The organism is Anaerolinea thermolimosa, from assembly GCF_001050195.2.
Lineage (GTDB): Bacteria > Chloroflexota > Anaerolineae > Anaerolineales > Anaerolineaceae > Anaerolinea > Anaerolinea thermolimosa.
This window is the reverse complement of the sequence record NZ_DF967965.1, coordinates 488,744-508,116: the sequence shown is the minus strand read 5'-3', so window position 1 is coordinate 508,116 and position 19,373 is coordinate 488,744. Positions and strand designations below refer to the sequence as shown.

The following is a 19,373-nucleotide window of genomic DNA, read 5'->3' as shown; positions in this document are numbered from 1 at the left end:
TCCATTTTTTAGTTACCCCTTCAGTATTCCTCTTCGGGCAGAGCATCTGAAGGCATTCTGTTGAACATGGATACGGGTACAACCCCGGTACAGGTTAATTATAGAGAGTTTCTTGCCGGTTGCGGTTATTGTTTTTGTAAGGCTTTTCCTCAGCAAATTTTTCCTGGCTGCACCCTATTGACATGCCTTACGAAAGAGGGATAATAGAACATATATTCTATTCATAAATCACCATGACCCGCATCCTCTTCATCCCCAACTCCCATACCTTTCTGTGGTTTGAAGTAGACCAACCCGCAGAAGAAATCATCGCGGCTATCCAGGAAGGTTCCTGGCGCCCTCCCATCCCATCACCATCTTTCACCGGTCAGGTTCTTCACCCAACATTTCAGGATGATATCGTGATTGTTACCAGCCCGCCCGACACCAGACCCGGGGTTCATCGCATGCACACTCTCAGTCGGCGGCAAAAGGAGGTATTGAAATATCTTGCCGCCGGTTTGACCACCCGTCAGATCGCTCTGCGGTTGAGAGTGCACCCGCGTACCGTGCTATATCACATCGCCGAGCTTAAAGAGACCTTCCACGCGGCCACCCGCGCCGAGTTAATCGCCTCTGCCACAGAATATCTCTCGCATTGAGAGGCTTCAGGGTTTTACACTTGTGCCGCCCGCCAGAGATGATACCATCCCAAGCGGCCTCCATGCCCATCCGATTCAAAACTATCCATGATCTCAAACCCGCCACTCCGGGCAAGCTGTTCGATTTCAGTTATCTCAAACCCATGCACGTAGCGCAGCCCAATTTGCTCTTCCTGGCCCGGAAGCGCAAAGCGCCAGTCGAGCAACATATCGCCATCTTCCACATCCTCCCGGGTCAGACCGATCCGCTCCCACGGCTGACAACGTTGCATGAGGCGCGGGCTATTCTTTACCTGCCATACGGAAAAGACGAACCATCCACCCACGGATAGGAGCGACCGCACTTGCTGAACGAATCGCAGGCGGCGGGCCTCTCCGGGAAGATGATGGAGCACAGCAAATGCAAGCACCCCATCCACTTTTTGACTTTCCAGCACCTCCGCCCAGTCTTCCCGCCCCAGGTCACCCTGTAAAAAACTCACGCGTGCACCCGGCGGCTCCTCTGCCTGAGAGTGTTTTGCCAGCCATGCCCGGGTAGATTCCTGCGCTTCACGAAGCAGGGGTTCACTTACATCCAGGCCGATATACCGGCTCTTCCTTCCTGCTTCAAGCCAGGCAAGCGCCAGTGCCCCATTTCCGCAACCCAAATCCAGCCAGAGACCTTCGTCAGGAAGGCATTCCAGAACCTTTCGCACTCCCGGCTGGATACGCTGGCGGGTTAAAGCAAAAGCGCGGCCAAAGCGGGTATAAAAATCACGGTTAAGGCTGAGGAGAATCTGTTCAACTTCGGGGGTCATACGGCAATTAAACCACACATCCTTTTTCCACGCTTCCATTCCTCGTTCTGCATACCCTTTGCACCAGATCAACACGTCAGAACTCCTTCCTCGCAGAAAGAGATTACTCACTTCGGCCTCTCCGCCCTTGAAGAAGGTTTTTTTATAAATACAGAACTTCCACACATTGAATCTCCCGTCATTGCCCCCCCTGGTGGTTGACATTCCTGACCCATCTGGTATGATTCCCATTGCCATGGACTGGGAAGATACACACACCCTCTCTCCCGACCGGGAAGAAATCGCCCGACAGGTGCTTGAAGCCATTCGGGGTGGTATGGATGTCCTGCGTGCCATCCGCAGGCACCCTTTGCCGGGTGGGGGCTACCTGCCAAAATCCATCCTCGTGCAAACCTACCAGCTTCTGGTGGAAAGCGGGGAGTGGCCCCCGGATGACACCCTGTTAAGGCGCATCCGCATGAAGCCCGTGCGCACCCTTTCGGGTGTTACCACGGTTACCGTGCTCACCAAACCCTACCCGTGCCCCGGGCGCTGTATTTTTTGCCCCACCGATACGCGCATGCCCAAAAGTTACCTGCCCGATGAACCGGGCGCCATGCGCGGGCTGCAAAATGACTTCGACCCTTACCTGCAGGTTGAATCGCGCCTGCGATCTCTTCAGGCCACCGGTCACCCCACCGACAAGGTCGAACTGCTCATCCTTGGAGGCACCTTCACGGCCTACCGACGTGATTATCAGGAATGGTTTGTACGCCGCTGTTTTGATGCGCTCAACGAAACGGAGTCATCAACCCTGGAAGAAGCCCATCAGCGCAACGAAACCGCTGCACATCGCAATGTAGGCCTGGTCATTGAAACCCGCCCCGATGAAATCACCCCTGCCGAACTGGCATGGTTGCGCAGGCTGGGCGTGACCAAAGTTCAGCTGGGAGCTCAATCCCTGAATGACCGCATCCTCTTGCTCAATCAGCGCGGTCACACCGTAGAACAAACCCTGCGCGCCTGCGCCTTGCTGCGGGCGGGCGGGTTTAAAATCGTACTGCACTGGATGCCCAATCTCCTCGGCGCCACCCCCGATTCAGACCGCGAAGATTTTCTCCATCTCTGGAACGACGGGTTTGCCCCCGACGAACTGAAGATTTACCCCTGTCAGTTGCTTGCCAATGCCGACCTCTACGCTTACTGGCAACGAGGTGAGTACACCCCCTATACCACGGAAGAACTGGTGAATCTCATCGCCGACATAAAGCCCACCGTGCCCGAGTATTGCCGGATTAACCGCGTCATTCGTGACATTCCTTCCACAAATGTCGTGGATGGTAACCGCCGAACCAGCCTGCGCCAGGATATCCTCGAAGAACTGGCCCGCCGCGGCCAGCGCTGCCGGTGCATTCGTTGCCGCGAAGTCCGCGCCACGCCCATCCTTTCACAGGCCCTTACCCTGCGCGACACGACCTACTCCGCAGCCTTCGCCGAAGAGCATTTTCTGCAATTCGTCACCCCTGAAGATCGCATCGCCGGTTACTTAAGGCTTTCCCTGCCCTCTCCACAGGCACCCGATGTCACTTCTTCCCTTCCAGACCTGAAGAACGCCGCCCTGATCCGTGAAGTGCATGTGTACGGACAATCCTTACCGGTAGGGAGTGAGCTTCCAGGGGCAGCCCAGCACATCGGGTTAGGTACACAGCTTCTCAATCATGCCGCTGAAATTGCCCGCTCCCGTGGTTTTACCAGGCTGGCTGTGATTGCCGCCGTAGGAACCCGCCTCTACTACCTCTCGCGGGGGTTCGAACGTGGAGAGTTATACATGGTGCAAACGCTCTAAAGAAGGCGCCTTTCACCCCGGGAATAGCCTGGGAAGCAGCGCCGGTACAAAAGCCTCTACCATTTCAGAAGATAACGCATTCTGCCGACAAATCGCCGCGTAAAGATCCACACTGCGCCGGCGGATGCGCTGCTGGGTATCAACATCCAGTCCCCACAATCCAAAGCGCTGAGTCCAACCACGTTCCCATTCAAAATTATCCACCAGAGTCCAGTGGAAATACCCTTTCACCGGCCAGTTATAATTGACCGCCCGCCAGACCTGATGGATATGTTCGATCAAATAACGGGGGCGTAAATGATCATCTGCATCTTCCACACCGTTTTCGGTCACAAGAATGGGCAATTTGAACTTACGCGCCCAGCGAATCGTCTCAAACATCCCTTCAGGCACATTGGCGATAAAGCCAGTATCGCTCAATTCAGCACCGGGTGGAAAGAACCGCTCCGTGAAGAAATCCTTCCTTCGGAGGAGGTTGAACCGCACCAGATCCATGGTGTAATAATTAACCCCCACATAATCCTGGGTTCCAGCGGCCTCGGGTACGCGGAACGTTTTAAACACCATGTTTAATTTTCCGTCAATCAACGCATCCGCAAAGGCATCGTTGAAAAATTGTGAGCCGAGCCGGGCCGCAACTGAATCCAGAAAGGTAAGCGGCCCTGCAGGGCGCAGGGGGCGTACTGCCAGCGCCAACCCTACCCGCGCCTCGCGCTGTACATTGTGGATTTCACGGTAGGCCATTGCATGCCCGCGCAACAGGTTATAGAGCACCTTCATCGTCGCCTGAAGGTCTTGCTTTCCCGGCGGGAACAACCCCACCAGGTATCCCTCATAAGCATATACGTTCGGTTCGTTGATCGTCATCCATGTGCTGGTATATTCACGCAAAGCCTCAACCGATTTCCGGACATACCTGGCAAACAGAGCCGGAGTATCGTCATTCTCCCATCCGCCCTGTTCCGACAGCCACAAAGGGAGGGAGAAGTGAAAGAAATTGACGATCGGCATCAACCCGCGTTCGTGCATTCCGCGCAGGATCGTCCGGTAATGGTCAAGAGCGTCTTCATCCCAGCGGTCAGCCGAGGGCTGAACCCGGCTCCACTCAATGGAAAGGCGGTGAGCATTCTGCCCGGTCTCTCGCGCGCGATCCAGGTCTTCACGCCAGCGACCGCCCCACCAGTCACAGGCCAGCCCCGAGCGATGCCCGTTTAAAATTCGCCCGGGTTGTTCTTCCCAGGCCCACCAGTCATTGTTTCGGTTATTCCCCTCCACTTGATGAGAGGAAGTAGCAGTGCCCCATAAAAAACCTGTCGGAAAATGAAAAATCGCCTGTGGCATGATTCCTCCGTTGGAATAATCTTCAGGGCGTTATGCCCCAAACCCGTATCGTCCCATCTTCTGCCAGCGAGAGCATGAGCCGCCCGTCTGGCGTAAAGAGTATCCTCCGTACCGCACCGTGATGCCCTTCCAGCTGACGCAACATTTCTTTACTGCCTGCCCAGTATAATTCGATTAATCCACTGCGCCAGCCCACCGCCAGAAAGGCGCCATCTGCCGAATAGGCCACTGCCGAGGGCGAATCTCCCTCACGGTAATCCAGGGCAACCACATCCGCGCCAGTTTCCAGATCCACCACCCGACAGACCTGATTACCCGCCACAGCCAGTTGACTGCCATCCAACCAGAAGGCTACATCTTCAAGGCCAGCCCCACCGATTGCACGAAGTAACGTTCCATCCAGTGTCCGTAGGTGCACTCCGCTGGAGGTCAACACTGCCAGAGTATTGCTGATGGGCGAAAACACCAGCCGTGCCGGTAAATACGGCTCTTTCACTTTTAAAGCCAGCTGGTCTTTCACCAGGTCATACAGAAAGACCGTTTGCCCTTCACCCCCCCAGGCCAGCCAGCGCGAATCTGGAGAGAAAGCAACGGCCCACAGCGGAGGGCCAGCCTCACCCAACATCGAAAGAAAGCGGCCGTCCCGAACGCGATACAGACGCACCAGCCCATCTCCGGCCGCCGCAGCCAGCGTCTGCGCCCCGGGGTAAAAAGATATCCCCCGCACAGGGCCAGGAAGGCCAGTAATCTGGCGGATTAACCGACCATCGGCCAGACTGCGTAACTCGATCGTGTCGAACCCGGCCAGGGCGAGCGTTTGTCCATCCGGTGATAGAGCCATCTCCTGGATCATCTCAAAGTGCGTCAACGAGGTGGCCACCAGTTCACCCCGGCTGACCGCCCACACGTCGACTGCACTGCTGGCAATCAGCTCTCCATCCGATGAGAAAGCCAGTTGCAACGGCAGAGCACTCCCGTTAAGTGTGAACCGCACCGCCCCCGCCTGGTTCGCCCAGACTCGCACCACCCGGTTGGCAAAACCTGCGGCAATCCAGCGTCCGTCAGGTGAAAATGCCAGGCTGATCAACCTTTCTGATAACCCTTCAACCCCGCCGCCTCCCCATAAAGTGAACAACTTATCACCCTCAGGAAGCCGGTACACCTCTACACGGTTGGTATTCTGATAGTCACGCCGGGCATCGGGATAGGCCACTGCCAGGGTTGTCCCATCAGGCGAAAAAGCCATGCTTCCCGGGGGCGTGTCCTCAAGTGGAAGTGTGGTCAGGCGCGCCCCATCAGCCGTACGGATAAGTTCTACCAGCCCATCTCCGTGCGCAGCTACCAGGGAGAAATCGGGGGAGAGCACCGCCACCCTGGTTCGTGCCCCCACACGGAGCCAGTTTCCTTCACGCATCAGGGCTCCCGTTTCCAGGTTCCAGACTTCAAGGCGTAACTTTTGACCATCCGGCGACATTCCCAGCAATCCTAACTGGCGGCCATCCGGGCTTAAATGCATGTCTAATACAGAGGGGACGGCCTCAGAAGCGAGGCTCGTTTCGCGCACGAACGTCTCCGCATTCCAGATTTCCAGGGCGTTCCCCGCGGTAATCAGCTTTTTTCCATCCTGCGAGTACACCACCCGCCGCACATCTTCTGCCGGAAGCCAACCCCGCTCGATCATTTTGGGCACATCGAGCAGGAAAACCCCCAGGCTGGATGCCACAGCCAGCTCACGGCCGCCGGGCGACCAGACCAGATCACGGCTCATGCCCCGTCCCCAGCGAGCAAGCTCTGCCAGATGAGGCAGATTGATCTCAACGATTCCCTCCAGCCCTCCAGCATACGGTGTGCCCGCCAGGGCAGGCGTCGGCGTAGAAGTGGGGGTAGGGGTAAAAGTAGCCGTTGGTGAGGGTGTCCAGGTAGCCGTAGGAGTAGGCGACGGTGTGGCTGTGACCGTCTCGGTAGCAGCAGGAGGCATGGTCAATTCGGGGGCGGCAGAGCAGGCCGCCGCCAGCAGAGCCAGTCCAAGCAAGCCAATCCCAAACCTCACTTTGGGAAAAAAGACAGCCTGCCCTCCGCGCGGCCCGTTCATCGCCTCTCTGCCCTTATTCCCAACCCCAGCTGCGCAGGGTATCCATCATCTGCCAGGCGGTCAGATCGAGCTGCAACGGGGTGACCGAAACATACCCCTGAGCCAGCACCCCAAAGTCGGTGCCGTCTTCCACAACTCCGCTGGGTGCCTCTCCGCCAATCCAGTAATAGGGGCGGTTGCGCGGATCATACCGCTTAACCAGTTCATCCCGGTAAATCCGCAATCCCTGCCGGGTAACCCGCAATCCTTTGATTTCCTCCAGGGGGCGGTAGGGTACATTGACGTTGAGAAGTGTTCCTGATGGCAGGCCAAACTCCATCACCCGCCGGACCACCTCCTGAGCCACCCGGGCCGCCGGTTGAAAGTCCAGCAAACGCGGGGGGTCTTCGGGTAACTGCAAAGAAACAGCCACCCCCGGCAACCCCCAGATCGCGGCTTCCATGGCCGCAGTCACAGTACCGGAGTAGGTTACGTCGTGCCCAACATTTTCACCGGGGTTTACACCGGCCACAACCAGATCCACCTTCTCCGGGAGCACCCCTAAAAGCGCCAGTGCCACACAGTCCGAAGGAGCGCCATCGGTAGAAAGCGCCGGACTGCCATCGAACAGGGCGGCCTCCCGCACCCGCAGAGGACGTTCAAGGGTCTTCACGTGACCTGAAGCCGTCCAGTTACGATCGGGCGCCAGCACCGTTACCTTCCCCAGCGCCTTCATCGCGTTCGCCAGAGCCAGCAACCCCGGCGAAAGAATGCCATCATCATTCGTCACCAGTATATGCATAGGTCTATAAATTCCTCAACACTTTATTCAAGGTCGGCTGAAGTTGGGTGGCCAGCGCCACCCGGTCTTCGGGCGGCTGAAAGGACCCCAGAGCTGCAGCCAGGATGCAGTTTACCAGCGCCGCCACAGGCATACCCATTTCTTCCAGGGCAACGCGGTACTCATCGGTCAGGGTAATCCGTGAGATACCGGGGTCATCGGTATTAATGGAAACGTTCAACCCGGCCTCTACCATCTGAGGAAGCGGGTGTTGCTGTAGTGAGGGTACCACCCCGGTCTGAAAATTACTGGTCATGCACACCTCAAAAAGCACGTGGCGTTCACGCGCCAGATCCACCACACTGGGGTCTTCCATCACCCGTACCCCATGTCCAATCCGCTCGGCACCCAACACTTCGATGGCCTCACGTACGTTCTCAGGCCCCCCCCACTCACCTGCATGTACCGTCAGGTGCAGACCGCTTTCGCGTGCCTCACGGAACACTCCCGCAAAAGGGCGCGCCGGGAATTCCACTTCATTGCCTGCCAGGTCAAAACCCACAATCCCGCGCGATTTCCGATCCACTGCCTGTCGGATCACCTCTTCGGCTACCGAAACCGGCTCATGGCGGTTAACCGAGACAATCAACCGGGTGACCACATGCGTCTGCCGTTCGGCTTCCTGAGCCGCCTCCAGAACCCAGTCCATCACTTCGCCGTAAGAAAATCCCTGCAATCGGCTGAGTGCCATCGGTGTAAAGCGCAACTCCAGGTACTTCACGCCATCTTCCGCGGCATCCACAATGGCTTCACGGGTGATGCGCGTAATGACCTCGGGTGAGCGGTAGAAAATACGCAGGGTTTGGAATTTTCCGAGGAAGTTGGCAAAAGTCAGAGGGTCATCCTTTTGCATCTGTACCAGAGAACTGAAATGCGTTTCTGGAATGGTCAGGCCATGCTCACGGGCGATTTCCAGCAGGGTATTCAATCGCAGTGAGCCTTCCAGATGTCGATGAAGCTCCACCTTGGGAATCGCCCGGTAGAACGATAACTGACCTGTCGAAATGCGCGGATACCAGCCCATTACCTGTCACCCCTGATCATGGTTTACAAAGGCCAGGGAAGCATCCGGGATACTCATGAGCGACCGGTATGTCTTCCCCGGAGAAACTCTCGCAACACGCCACCCACCACCACCAGCACCACCACACCCGCAAAGACAATCACCCCCGTCGTTTGCTGATAATTAGCCATCAATTCGGGCGGAAGCGGAGTCTTTGTGGGAGTAGAGTCGAGCCATTGGTCTGTTGTGGCTTCTTGCATCTGAATGGACGCCATCTTTTCCTGCCCGGGTACAGCCCCCGCCATCCGGTTTGCCGGTGGCTCCCTCCAGGCCAGGCTGGTAGCCACCAGGAAAGAGAAAATGAGGCAGGTGATCCAGATGCGCCAGTCCATTTGTTTCCAAAGGTTTTGCAAAAACCGAAACATGCCATCACCTCGTTTGCCGGTCAGCTAACCGCTCCACTGCATCCACTGCCGCCTGTGAGGGTTCTGCTTCCAGCCGCACCACTCTTACTGCCGCTTCCTCCAGCACTCCCCCCAGGCCAGAAAGCAATTCCGTCGAGGGGCGGGCATGGGCAGAGAGAGCCACCTGTGTGAGCACACTTTTGAAGGTCTGATTCTGCCAGGCAGAAAGCGCCGCTGGCCGTGTAGGAAGGAAGCCCGCCGCTTCGCTCCACTCTCCAAGAAACTGTGAGTCGCTCAACCATTCCACCAGTTCAATGCTCAACGCCTGACGCTCGGGCAAAGGATCGGCTACCGCCCAAATCCAACCCGTCGCCATGGTATAGGGCGTATCCTCAAGTTGCGGCAGAGGCGCTGGCAGGCTGTCGGGTGGTTGTTCTCCAAGGTAATCTGAAATCCAGGCCACACACACATGGAAACGTTGATCCTGATAGGCCTGCCACACCTGGCTTTCGCTCTGGAAATCGGCCATCCACAGAGGAAACAGACCGCGGTTCGCCCCCGTTCGATAGAGGGTCAGCACCCGGGCCAGAGGTTCACTCTGTAATAACGGACGATGCTGAGCATCTTCCACTTCGCCACCGATGGAGCGGTACAGCGCCAGGGTGGTCATAGCCGTGGGGCTGCTAAAGGCTATTCCCACCGGCTGGCCAAGCTGAATCAGATCCTCCCAGTTGCCAAGCGGCGGGTGTACCTGGCTGGCGCGGTAGACCAGAACCTGGGCGTCCCCGGCAAAAGGCAACCCGAAGGTTACCCCCTGAACCATGGCCAGCTCCCGGGCATACGGATACCAGTCTGAGGATTCGAGCACCCTGCCCAGTGGATCGAGGGGTACCAGCAACCCTTTAATCGCCGCCACTTCAAATTCAGGCCGGGGCAAAGCCACCACCCCCGGTAATGAGCGCGGCGCCGCGACACTGGCCGCACTGAGTGATTCTAATAACCCGCCCGGTCCACTTGCGGCTTTCAAACGCACTTTGATGCGGATGCCGTGCTCTGTTTCGAAGGCCGCCAACCGCTTATCTAACACCTCTCCTGCCCGCCCGCCCGACCCGGGGGCAAATTCCGGCGGAAGCCACAACGTCAGTTCATTCGGCGGCAGAGGTGTAGGCGTTTGGGTCGGCTCAGGGGTGGGTTGCGGGGTCAGGGTCAGCGCCGCACCCTCCGCAGTAGGTGTGGCAACGGGTGTCAAAAAGGTAAACGGGAATCGATCCAGCGCCTGACACGCCGTCAACAGGATTGTGATCCACCACATCCCAAGGAAGGCCGCCAATCCACGAGTATAACAGGAAGACCGAAAAGTCTTTTTCCAATTCCACCGGACAGGTGATGGCACAGACCCGATTTGCGCCATTTTCACGCCAGAGAACCGCGTCGTTTTCACCCCAGCGAAACAGGATGGCTGATCAGTTCAACCAGAAGCCGCACCGACTGAAGCACATCCTCGTAGTCCACCATTTCAGACGGGCTGTGAATGTAGCGGGTAGGAATGGAAAGACACCCTGCAGGCACCCCGGCCCGGGTAAGCTGCATGGCGCGCGCGTCGGTTGTACCGGCTTCCAGCACCTCAAGCTGATAGGGGATACCACTCTTTTCGGCGGTCTCAACCATCCAGCGCACCACGCGAGGATCCGCCAGCATGCCGCTGTCTCGCACTTTAATGGCCGGACCTTTTCCCAGCGAAACCTCCATTTTTACCCCCTTGGGCGTATCGCCGGTACGGGTCACATCCACTGCCAGGGCCAGTTCCGGGTCCACCCCAAACGCGGCGGTGGTCGCCCCGCGCAGGCCCACCTCTTCCTGGGTGCTGAAGACGAAATACAGTTCATGCGGGCTGTTCTGGCACTCCTTCAACGCCTGGATCATCACCGCCACAGCAATGCGGTCATCCATGGCCTTGGAAACAAGGCGACCGTTCAAATCCAGGAAGGGGCGATCGAAAACGGCCACATCACCCACTTTAACCGGGCATGTCTCACGGCTGGAAGCTCCCACATCAATATACAGCTGATCCATGGATGGAAGGCGGTCACTGCTTTCGAGCCGCTCCATATAAATCAGGCCAGAAACTCCGTTAAGGAACTTTACTCGCCCGCCAATACAGGTGGCCGGGCTTACCCCGCCGATGGTCGTAAACCGGACAAAACCCTTTTCATCCACATGAGTGACCATGACCCCAATTTCATCCATGTGCCCCGAAAGCATCACCCGCATTCCATCGGCACTGCGCGTTCCCTTTCGGGCGATCAGGTTGCCCAAGGCATCTACTTTAATCTCATCGGCCAGGCCTTCAATCTCCGCCTGCACTACTTCGCGCACTGCCGCCTCATAACCGGAGGGGCCTACGGTTTCCACAAGTTTTCGAATTAAGTCCTTCATCTGCAATTCTCCAGTGATCTTCAGCAAAACAGGTTAACGCCCGGCCAGCAAGAGGGACCGATCCAGGCGCGAAACCGCATGGAACACCAGTGCCAGTGTGGCTTCCCAGTCCGAAAGACGGGACACCATCTGGGCCGTATGCGCATATCGCCCCGGCACCGAAATAGAGACACTGGGAATGCCCTCGCGAACCCGGTGAATGGCTCCAGCGTCTGTGCCTCCACCTCCCGGCTGGCGGAACTGGTAGGGAATTCCCAGTTCCTCTGCAGTTTGCACCAGATGACGTATCAGGCGCGGATCAGAGAGGGTTCCCGAGTCGGCAACATAAATGGCCGCTCCCGCCCCCAGCCGGGTGTTATATCCGGTATTTTCGTGCTCATCCCAGTTTGGCAAATCGAGCGCCGGGGTCGAATCGATCGCAATCGCCAGGTCAGGATGAAAGGCATACGCCGCCACCCGCGCCCCTCGCAGGCCGATCTCTTCCTGCACGGTGAAAGCGGCCAGCAATTCCACCCCGTCCGGGGGGTTCTTGAGCAGTTCAATCAACGTGGCCACCCCCAGCCGGTCATCCAGGGCCTTACCCAGAATCGAATCGCCCACCCGTCGGAAGCGTGTGGCAAAAGTGGCCCGGTCTCCCACTTTAACCTTGCCTGCCGCCCCTGCCCCCACATCAATCCTTAAAGAATCGAGCGGGATTTTATTTTCCGTCTCACCCGGTTCCGTCAGGTGAATGGGCTTGGCACCGATCACCCCCGGAATGTTTTCCTTGCCGACCAGTACCGTCTTTCCGGGCAGTGTGCGCTCGTCAATCCCGCCAACGGCCACAAAGCGAAACAGCCCTTCTTTATCATCATCCACGATCATAAAGCCCACTTCGTCCATGTGAGCATCGACCATCACCCGCAGAGCATCCGCCCGGGAAGATTTTTTAACCGCCAACACGTTGCCCAGAGCATCCACCCGCACTTCGTCTACATGCGGTTTAATTTCTTCCAGAACGATCTTGCGCACCTGCTGCTCATCACCTGATACCGCACAGGCATTCGAAAGCCGTTCGAGCAGGGCAAGTTGACTTTTTGAAACAAGTTGTGAAAATGGGAGATGTTCGCTCATGGAATTACTTTTTCTCAAAATATTTCTTGGGAACGTATTCGAGTACGATCTTTTCAAGGTCGCCCAAATTATTTAGGTTTAGGAAAAAATGACAATTTTCCCAAAGCCGGTACAGGTCTCGTTTCCTAGCCAACCAACCACCGCCATCGGCAAAATTGACAAATATTCGGTCTTCATTATACCGGCTATTGCTATGACGAATGCGGTCGTAAATGGCTAACATATCGCGCGCCTTATTCGTTTGACCACTGCTTGTCGTCTCCTGGAAAGAACTCATGATAATAACCCAAGGATCATCCAGACTCGGGACTGCAAAGTCTATATCGGTTTCCACAAAACGAGAACGTCCTTTTTGAAAAGGAATACCGTAATGATCTTGAACTTTATGCAAAATGGTTTCTATTTCTGCTTCAACTTTATGGCCTTTTTTCGCACCGTAAGTACCGATTAATGAACGCTTATAACGCACTTTGCGAGCAGCCTGCGTACTGAAACCAATCTCGGCGTAGTTCAAACTTTCCAAATAATAACGGGGCACCAAGTTTGCCAGTTCCCGATCGTTAAATCCGTTGTAGAGTAAAGACACTACCAGGCTCAGAAAATGTGGGTCTTGTGAAATTAAACTCTTTATCCTGACCAGCGACCATTCCGAATCAAAACCACCCTCGATTCTCCCCATTCGCCGCAAGAGCGAAATGATTCTCAAAAATTTTTCCTCGGATAGTTCCAAATCCCTGAGAATAACATCCAAAACTGCCGGATTTTGACCGATTATCTCCCGCAAATCTCGTTCCCTGATCAGTTGACCACTGGAGAGCTGAGCTTGCACCGCCAAGTCAAGTAAATTGTCAACTTCCCGATCAATTTCATCCTCTAAAGCAGGATTAAGATAAAAAACACTTGCACTCTCCCAAACTTGTTCAAAGGATATCTTTTCAACACTTCTTTTCATCGGAAATCTCCAATTTTGCGGCTTTGATCGCCTTTCCCCAGGTCGGGAACACATTCAGGTACACTTTCAAATCATACTTGCCGTATATCTCTACATCTTCTGGCGTGGGAAGCCTTCCTAATTTTTTCGCAAGCGAGCGCAATTCTAATTGAAGCTCTTTCTTTGTCAATCCAGTTTTTGAGCGGTTAATAGAAGGACGAATTACTTCCCCATTTAGCTGAACTTCTTTAATCTTTCTTTGCATCAATTCAACATAAAATGGGTCAATATCAATGCCTACAAAACGACGGCTCAATTTAGCAGCCGTAATAATGGTTGTACCAGTGCCAGCCAGCGCATCGAGAACGACGTCGTTTGGGTTCGTGGTGAGTAAGATGATTCGTTCGAGTAGTGCTTCCGGCAGTTGACAGGGATGGTAATCTCGATCACGCCGGTGCTTAATCCGATGAATATTCCACCACAAATCTGTGAGCAATTCTTGCTGGTTTTCACCTCTTAACTTGCGGCTGCGAATACATGCCCTTCGCAAACAATACAAACGGCTGTCAATATTCTTGAGGGCCTCATAGTTGAATGTAAAACCTTCTTTTTGTTTGGTGTAAAAAAGCAGGCTGTAATGAGCAGGCATCAGTTTTCCACGCGGCTCAGAAAGCGCGTCCCAAACAATCCAGTTTTGTAAGTACAATTGCCGATTCAGGTAATCGGCATGATACATGGACCAATGTGGAAGGTTAAGAACGAATAAAGAACCTGTAGGTTTCAGGATTCGGACGTATTCCTCCAGCCATTGATTACACCAGGTTAAATATTCTTTGCCCGCTAGTTCATCATTATAGACATTGTAAGACTTATCTAAGTTATAGGGAGGATCAGCAAACACTAAATCAATTGACTCATTCGGATATCTTCTGAGTATTTCTAAAGCATCTCCCTCCAATATCACATTGAAGCCAGGAAATTCGCCAATCGGTTCTTCAGACTTTGGATTGGTTTGATGCGGTTCCAACACCGAGAACAAACTCGGTTGGTATTGAATTTTATTTTCGCTGACTCGCTTGGGTGTTGGGCTTGTGGGCAATGCATGGGTTGGCCCAGCCCAACCGATGATTTCTTTGCCATTTACATCTACCAAACTCAATATCCGCTGATAGAACGCCTCGCTCAAAGAAGTGTAGTTGTCTTCTGCATTCTGCGCTTTCCAAACATCAGAAATAGCTGCCCCAGCTGGATTCATCAAGTGGGCTTTTCCTCCCCAATCCTTCAGTGTTCTTTCACAGGCTTTGCAATACTCATGGGGAGTTCTCACTTTATTTATTTCAAAATGATGACCTTTTACAAACATCAATAAACCGCTATGGACAGATGGCAACCCATTGGTAAATTGTTTTATGCTGGACTCAAGAACAATCCAGTACTTAAAATTCAACCGCTGATCCAGATACACTCCCAATGATGGCAAATGGATAGGCAAGCCCTGGACGAACAATAATCCACCGGGCTTTAAGGAGCGCACCAAGTCATCCAAAAGACCATCAATGGACTTCCAGGTCTCTTCAGATAACCCACCTGAAACCAGCAAGGCAAAATCTAATGACTGAGATGCAATTCTTTTTGCATCCTCTACTAATAATGGTTCGTCAGACATGATCAGATGTCGGATCATATAGCGATTTGGCTACTCATCCCATTTCAATTGTTCCATAAACTCCGGCGTCAACCCGGCAATAAACTGCGCCAGCAGGCGGCCTGCCCGGCGAACATCTTTCATGGATACCACCTCCACCGGGGTATGCATATAGCGCAAGGGAATGCTCAACACCATGGTTGGAATACCCTCCGCGACAATTTGCATGCCCATAGCGTCGGTACCAGAGTAACGCGGGTGCACTTCAACTTCATAGGGCAGGTCAAGCTGATCGGCCAGTTCTTTAAAGCTTTCAAAAATGGCCGGGTGGGTGTTTGGCCCCCAGCCGAGGGCCACGCCCTTCCCCAGCCCGCGCCCGCGATAATCATTGACCCCCGGCCCCTTGGCAAAGGTTACATCAATGGCCACGGCAATATCCGGTCGGATTTCAAACGGCGAGGTCAATCCACCACCCAGCGTTTCCTCTTCCTGAACCGTTGCCACGGCAACCACATCCCAGGCGTGATTCACCGCTTTCAGCTCGTCCAGGCAGGCGGTAACCGCAGCTACCGCCGCGCGATCGTCGAGGGTATGACCAGCGATGAGATCTTCCCCCAGCTCCAGTGGTTCAGTAGCAAAAGAGATCAGGTCTCCCACCCGCACCAGTGCCTGCACTTCTTCAGGAGGCAGGCCCACATCCACCACCAGGTGGCTCATCGGCACGGGCTTTCCCCGCAGGTGAGGAGGGAGCAGCCGGTCAGGAGGCTGGCCAATCACGCCTGGCAGGTCTCGCCGGGCGTGCACCGTCACTGCCTGCGCCGGAAGAATTCGCGGGTCAACCCCGCCCACTTCGGTGAAATACAGAAAGCCCTCCGGTGTCACCCTGGTGACCATGAGGCCGATTGCGTCCATGTGGGCGGCAAGGAGAATCTTCGGGCGCGGAGGGGCAGCCTGGCCGTGTTTCAAAGCATGCAGGCTCCCCAGCCGGCTGACCGAAATCTCATCAACCAGCGGCTTCCAGGCTTCAGCGATAACTTCGCGTACCGGCCCCTCATGACCGGAGAGACCGGGAAGCGAGATGATTCGTTTTAAAAATTCTTTGAGATCAGGCATGGAACCATCCATTTTGATGAAAATGAACCCCTGTTATGGAGAGGGGGTCGTGGGTGTATCCGATGGCGATTGCGTATCCGTCGGGGGTGCCAGCGTGGGCGTGAAGGTGGCGGAGGGCGGCAGCGGAGTGAACGTCAGCGTTGGGGTATTGGAGGCGGTAGGCGTAAAGGTGAAGAATGTGGGTGTCGGGCTGGCGGTGAGGGTAATGGTAGGGGTATCGGTTGGAACCACAGGGCTGGGTGTGGGAGTCTGAGTAATGGGTGTGGGTGTCTCGGTAAGAGAGGGGGTCAGCGTAAGGGTCGGTGTAGGGGTACGCGGACGGTTAGCCCACTCGCTGATCTGCACAGCTGTAATACCCACACAGTAGCAGGCAGCGGCGATGACGATGGCAATCACAAGAATGGTGCGAATGTTATTGCGTTGTTGGTCGTGGATGGCCGCCATGGTGGGCTTTTCCTCCCATAGACTTCATCATATCATCCCTGAGGATTTGTGGCAAGTGGAGCTTTCACTTCAGAACTCCATTTCATGCCTGTGACTTCTGCTTCATCAGAGTTCGCTTCCAACCAGAGACTATCCCCGGGCCTTGCCTATCTCCTGTCGTACGGTAAAGTACAGGCTTTCTGCCCTCAGGTCGGCCAGTGCATAACATGGGCCTTTGAGATGGTCGGCCAGGTCCTGAGCCAACCCCTGATCAAACGCGGCGTGTTCCATGTTGATCACCACGCTGTGAATTTTCTCCTCAGCAATCCGCTGAGCAAGCCAGCGGGCTTCTTCCAGAGGGGGCAAATAACCCATCGAGACATTCCCCGCCCCATCCGTCAGAACAATCAACAGCGGCAGAACATCCGGGTGGAGCAACTTCTCTCGCCGGATCACCTGATAAGCCAGTTCCAACCCTGCCGAGAGGGGCGTCTTCCCCCCTACCGGAATATCGCGCAGTGCCTGTTCAGCAAGCTGCACTGAATTGGTGGGAGGTAACACCAGGGTAGCCCGGTCGCGCTGGAAGGTGATCAGCCCTACGCGATCGCGCCGCTGGTAGGCATCGTTGAGTAAGGAGAGGATCGCCCCCTTGGTGGCAGCCATCCGCTCTGCCACTGCCATTGACCACGAGGCATCCACCAGGAAGAGAACCAGGTTGGCCGCCCGTTTGACGCGAATCTTGCGCTGATAGTCCACAGGGCGCACGGCAAAAGCCACCCGGTTGAGCCGCTTGAGATCTTCACGCTGACGCTGAAAGGGAGCTGCCGCACGCAGGGTGGCATCGAACGCCAGATCATCCCGCTTTCTCCCGGCTGGCCTGGCCATAATGTAACGTCCGCGCTTCCGCTCGGTAAAGGTACGCGAGCGTCTACCGGCGTTTCGGCGCATCATCTTATCCAGCGGGGTATCCAGCCGCCGGGGGGCGAAGGACTCACCAACCCTGACCGATTTTCCCCCCGTCCACCACTGCTGGTTCCCCTGGTCAAAAATATCCTGGCGGGCAGGTTCCATCTGGCTGGTTTCCTGGTCTTCCTGGCCTGCCGCGCCGTCAATTACGTTTTTTTTTGATCGCTCTCTTCCTGCCCGGAGGTGCGAACTTCCTGAGGTTCACCCTGGGTTGAACCACCCTGCAGTTGATCCAATCTTTCGGCCAGTTCTTCCATCGTCGTGGACGCCTGCTGGAAGGGGGTATGTTTTAAGCGATGCGGCAGAGCCAGTTCAGCCGCCAGCGCAATATCGCGGGGGGTAATGGCTGTCCGTCCTTCAAAAGCCGCCTGAGCCCGTGCCGCCTTGAGGATCACCAGATCAGGACGATGACCATCCACTCCAAGCGAGGCCGTTAAGGAAGCAATCGAAAGCAAATCACGGCTGGTGTAGGTCACTTCATCCAGCAGCTTTCGGGCCGCCTCAATCTTTTGAGATAGCTCGCGTTCTTTGGGCTGCCATTCAGCCACAAAACCGGCCGGGTCTCTCTCAAAGGCCAGATTCCGTTCCATGATGATGACCCGCTCGCGGGCATCGCGAATGCCGTGAATTTCTACCGAAAGTGCAAAGCGATCCAGCAGTTGCGGGCGCAGGTCTCCCTCTTCAGGGTTCATTGTGCCCACCAGAATAAACCGTGCAGGATGGCTGAAAGAAATTCCTTCACGTTCAATGATGTTCATGCCCATCGCGGCTGCATCCAGGAGCACATCCACCACGTGATCATCCAGCAGGTTGACTTCATCAATGTACAGCAATCCCCGGTTAGCGGCGGCCAGCACACCGGGTTCAAAATGCCGTTCACCGCGCTGGATGGCCGCTTCTATGTCCAGCGTCCCCACCACGCGGTCTTCGGTAGCCGAAACTGGCAGGTTAATAAAGGGAATTTGCCGGGTTGCCACCGGCAGTTGCTCACCCCGCTCAGCGCGCTCACGGCATTCGGTGCACCAGTTGGCTGGAGTATCAGGGTCGCAACCAAAGCGGCAGTCACTCACCACCCGCACCAGCGGTAAAAGCGCCGCCAGCGCACGTGCAGCTGTGGACTTGGCCGTTCCTCGCTCCCCGCGAATTAACACTCCGCCAATGCGCGGGTCGATTGCATTAAGCACCAGGGCGCGGCGCATGCGCTCCTGTCCAACGATGGCAGTAAAAGGATAAATCGGAAGCATTTTTTCCTGTAGTCCGGGTATGAAGTTCACCTCACCGGGTTAGCGGAATCAAGTTTACCACGAATCGGGGATAGAAAAGCGGTTCCTGATCATGTAAAATCATAAGCAACCCGGTTACATCCACTTTCGCCGCCGGTTTGCAGGGAGGAACCATGGTTAAAAAAGCAAGTCTGGCATGGATAGCCGGATTTTTCATCGCTTTGACGCTTCTGGTGTTTTCTCTCACCCGGGCGCCTCAGGCAGTGACGGCTTCTTCTTCCAGTCGGGCATTATCTCAGGAAACCCTTCCCCTGCATGGCTGGACGGTGTGTGTCGATTTGGGGGTTGGCCCGGTACCTGGCCAGTCTGGCAACCTCCAGCGGGTGAGAATGTGCCACGGAGACGGCTGGCAGGTAGATACCTTCTGCCTGGAACCAGCCAAGCCAGTGCCTCAGGTGGGAGTCATGTGCTCGATGGTCAGTAGCACCGATTTCTGGTGCGGCGACGAGGTGCAACAATTGCGGGAGTACCAGATTCAACAAACCCCACCACCGGCCCCACCTCCTACCGCAACCCCTTCACCCACATCCACCACAACCC

Annotated in this window: 18 protein-coding genes; 3 read left to right on the top strand and 15 right to left on the bottom strand. The window is 55.6% G+C overall.

The features are described from left to right. Positions 1–233: 233 nt before the first annotated feature. Positions 234–641 (top strand): response regulator transcription factor, encoded by a 408-nt coding sequence (locus tag ATHL_RS02355; protein WP_062189373.1) that lies wholly within the window; start codon positions 234–236, stop codon positions 639–641. 14 nt (positions 642–655) lie between these two features. Here the strand turns inward: ATHL_RS02355 and ATHL_RS02350 are convergent, their stop codons facing one another. Further along, positions 656–1,438, bottom strand: coding sequence for a class I SAM-dependent methyltransferase (locus tag ATHL_RS02350; protein WP_162787553.1), 783 nt, complete (start codon positions 1,436–1,438; stop codon positions 656–658). Between the two features lie 181 nt (positions 1,439–1,619). Between ATHL_RS02350 and ATHL_RS02345 the strand changes: the two genes are divergently transcribed. After that, a complete protein-coding gene (locus ATHL_RS02345; protein WP_236822314.1) occupies positions 1,620–3,263 on the top strand; it encodes an elongator complex protein 3 in 1,644 nt (547 codons plus the stop codon). A gap of 12 nt (positions 3,264–3,275) precedes the next feature. Here the strand turns inward: ATHL_RS02345 and ATHL_RS02340 are convergent, their stop codons facing one another. The 14 genes from ATHL_RS02340 to ATHL_RS02275 form a co-directional block, all read right to left on the bottom strand. Then, the gene (locus ATHL_RS02340; protein ID WP_062189369.1) at positions 3,276–4,604 is read right to left on the bottom strand and encodes a glycoside hydrolase family 1 protein; all 1,329 of its coding nucleotides are present in this window, start codon (positions 4,602–4,604) and stop codon (positions 3,276–3,278) included. Between the two features lie 22 nt (positions 4,605–4,626). Further along, positions 4,627–6,696, bottom strand: a complete 2,070-nt coding sequence (locus ATHL_RS02335; protein ID WP_062189367.1) for a WD40 repeat domain-containing protein — start codon at positions 6,694–6,696, stop codon at positions 4,627–4,629. A 13-nt stretch (positions 6,697–6,709) separates the two neighbouring features. Beyond that, entirely contained in the window at positions 6,710–7,477 is a 768-nt protein-coding gene (gene surE / locus ATHL_RS02330; protein ID WP_062189366.1) for a 5'/3'-nucleotidase SurE, read from the bottom strand. A gap of 4 nt (positions 7,478–7,481) precedes the next feature. Then, positions 7,482–8,540 carry an adenosine deaminase gene (add, locus tag ATHL_RS02325; RefSeq protein ID WP_062189364.1) on the bottom strand — a complete coding sequence of 353 codons (1,059 nt, stop codon included), beginning with the start codon at positions 8,538–8,540 and terminating at the stop codon, positions 7,482–7,484. A 53-nt stretch (positions 8,541–8,593) separates the two neighbouring features. Then, the gene (locus tag ATHL_RS02320) at positions 8,594–8,944 is read right to left on the bottom strand and encodes a hypothetical protein (RefSeq protein ID WP_062189362.1); all 351 of its coding nucleotides are present in this window, start codon (positions 8,942–8,944) and stop codon (positions 8,594–8,596) included. Between the two features lie 4 nt (positions 8,945–8,948). Then, positions 8,949–10,253 carry an extracellular solute-binding protein gene (locus ATHL_RS02315; RefSeq protein WP_162787552.1) on the bottom strand — a complete coding sequence of 435 codons (1,305 nt, stop codon included), beginning with the start codon at positions 10,251–10,253 and terminating at the stop codon, positions 8,949–8,951. A gap of 107 nt (positions 10,254–10,360) precedes the next feature. Beyond that, a complete protein-coding gene (locus tag ATHL_RS02310; protein ID WP_084001113.1) occupies positions 10,361–11,359 on the bottom strand; it encodes a M42 family metallopeptidase in 999 nt (332 codons plus the stop codon). Positions 11,360–11,392: 33 nt separating this feature from the next. Continuing rightward, positions 11,393–12,472, bottom strand: coding sequence for a M42 family metallopeptidase (locus ATHL_RS02305; RefSeq protein ID WP_062189358.1), 1,080 nt, complete (start codon positions 12,470–12,472; stop codon positions 11,393–11,395). A gap of 4 nt (positions 12,473–12,476) precedes the next feature. Next, the gene (locus ATHL_RS02300; protein WP_062189357.1) at positions 12,477–13,424 is read right to left on the bottom strand and encodes a DpnII family type II restriction endonuclease; all 948 of its coding nucleotides are present in this window, start codon (positions 13,422–13,424) and stop codon (positions 12,477–12,479) included. Further along, entirely contained in the window at positions 13,408–15,069 is a 1,662-nt protein-coding gene (locus tag ATHL_RS02295; RefSeq protein ID WP_162787551.1) for a DNA methyltransferase, read from the bottom strand. The genes ATHL_RS02300 and ATHL_RS02295 overlap by 17 nt, the downstream gene beginning before the upstream one ends. Positions 15,070–15,099: 30 nt before the next feature. Further along, positions 15,100–16,161 carry a M42 family metallopeptidase gene (locus ATHL_RS02290; RefSeq protein ID WP_062189353.1) on the bottom strand — a complete coding sequence of 354 codons (1,062 nt, stop codon included), beginning with the start codon at positions 16,159–16,161 and terminating at the stop codon, positions 15,100–15,102. A gap of 33 nt (positions 16,162–16,194) precedes the next feature. Further along, positions 16,195–16,605, bottom strand: coding sequence for a hypothetical protein (locus ATHL_RS18725; RefSeq protein ID WP_162787550.1), 411 nt, complete (start codon positions 16,603–16,605; stop codon positions 16,195–16,197). Positions 16,606–16,734: 129 nt separating this feature from the next. After that, a complete protein-coding gene (locus tag ATHL_RS02280; RefSeq protein ID WP_201797922.1) occupies positions 16,735–17,655 on the bottom strand; it encodes a vWA domain-containing protein in 921 nt (306 codons plus the stop codon). A 41-nt stretch (positions 17,656–17,696) separates the two neighbouring features. Further along, positions 17,697–18,794, bottom strand: coding sequence for a magnesium chelatase ATPase subunit I (locus ATHL_RS02275; RefSeq protein ID WP_062189349.1), 1,098 nt, complete (start codon positions 18,792–18,794; stop codon positions 17,697–17,699). A gap of 152 nt (positions 18,795–18,946) precedes the next feature. Here ATHL_RS02275 and ATHL_RS02270 point away from each other — a divergent pair. Then, the coding region (locus ATHL_RS02270; protein ID WP_162787549.1) for a hypothetical protein at positions 18,947–19,373 on the top strand (427 nt) is incomplete at its 3' end.

Excerpts from the sequence above, each read along its gene's own strand:
- ATHL_RS02355 (WP_062189373.1), top strand. The coding sequence starts at position 234 with ATGACCCGCATCCTCTTCATCCCCAACTCCCATACCTTTCTGTGGTTT.
- ATHL_RS02350 (WP_162787553.1), bottom strand. The coding sequence starts at position 1,438 with ATGACCCCCGAAGTTGAACAGATTCTCCTCAGCCTTAACCGTGATTTT.
- ATHL_RS02340 (WP_062189369.1), bottom strand. The coding sequence starts at position 4,604 with ATGCCACAGGCGATTTTTCATTTTCCGACAGGTTTTTTATGGGGCACT.
- ATHL_RS02335 (WP_062189367.1), bottom strand. The coding sequence starts at position 6,696 with ATGAACGGGCCGCGCGGAGGGCAGGCTGTCTTTTTTCCCAAAGTGAGG.
- surE (WP_062189366.1), bottom strand. The coding sequence starts at position 7,477 with ATGCATATACTGGTGACGAATGATGATGGCATTCTTTCGCCGGGGTTG.
- add (WP_062189364.1), bottom strand. The coding sequence starts at position 8,540 with ATGGGCTGGTATCCGCGCATTTCGACAGGTCAGTTATCGTTCTACCGG.
- ATHL_RS02320 (WP_062189362.1), bottom strand. The coding sequence starts at position 8,944 with ATGTTTCGGTTTTTGCAAAACCTTTGGAAACAAATGGACTGGCGCATC.
- ATHL_RS02310 (WP_084001113.1), bottom strand. The coding sequence starts at position 11,359 with ATGAAGGACTTAATTCGAAAACTTGTGGAAACCGTAGGCCCCTCCGGT.
- ATHL_RS02305 (WP_062189358.1), bottom strand. The coding sequence starts at position 12,472 with ATGAGCGAACATCTCCCATTTTCACAACTTGTTTCAAAAAGTCAACTT.
- ATHL_RS02300 (WP_062189357.1), bottom strand. The coding sequence starts at position 13,424 with ATGAAAAGAAGTGTTGAAAAGATATCCTTTGAACAAGTTTGGGAGAGT.
- ATHL_RS02295 (WP_162787551.1), bottom strand. The coding sequence starts at position 15,069 with ATGTCTGACGAACCATTATTAGTAGAGGATGCAAAAAGAATTGCATCT.
- ATHL_RS02290 (WP_062189353.1), bottom strand. The coding sequence starts at position 16,161 with ATGCCTGATCTCAAAGAATTTTTAAAACGAATCATCTCGCTTCCCGGT.
- ATHL_RS18725 (WP_162787550.1), bottom strand. The coding sequence starts at position 16,605 with ATGGCGGCCATCCACGACCAACAACGCAATAACATTCGCACCATTCTT.
- ATHL_RS02280 (WP_201797922.1), bottom strand. The coding sequence starts at position 17,655 with ATGGAACCTGCCCGCCAGGATATTTTTGACCAGGGGAACCAGCAGTGG.
- ATHL_RS02275 (WP_062189349.1), bottom strand. The coding sequence starts at position 18,794 with ATGCTTCCGATTTATCCTTTTACTGCCATCGTTGGACAGGAGCGCATG.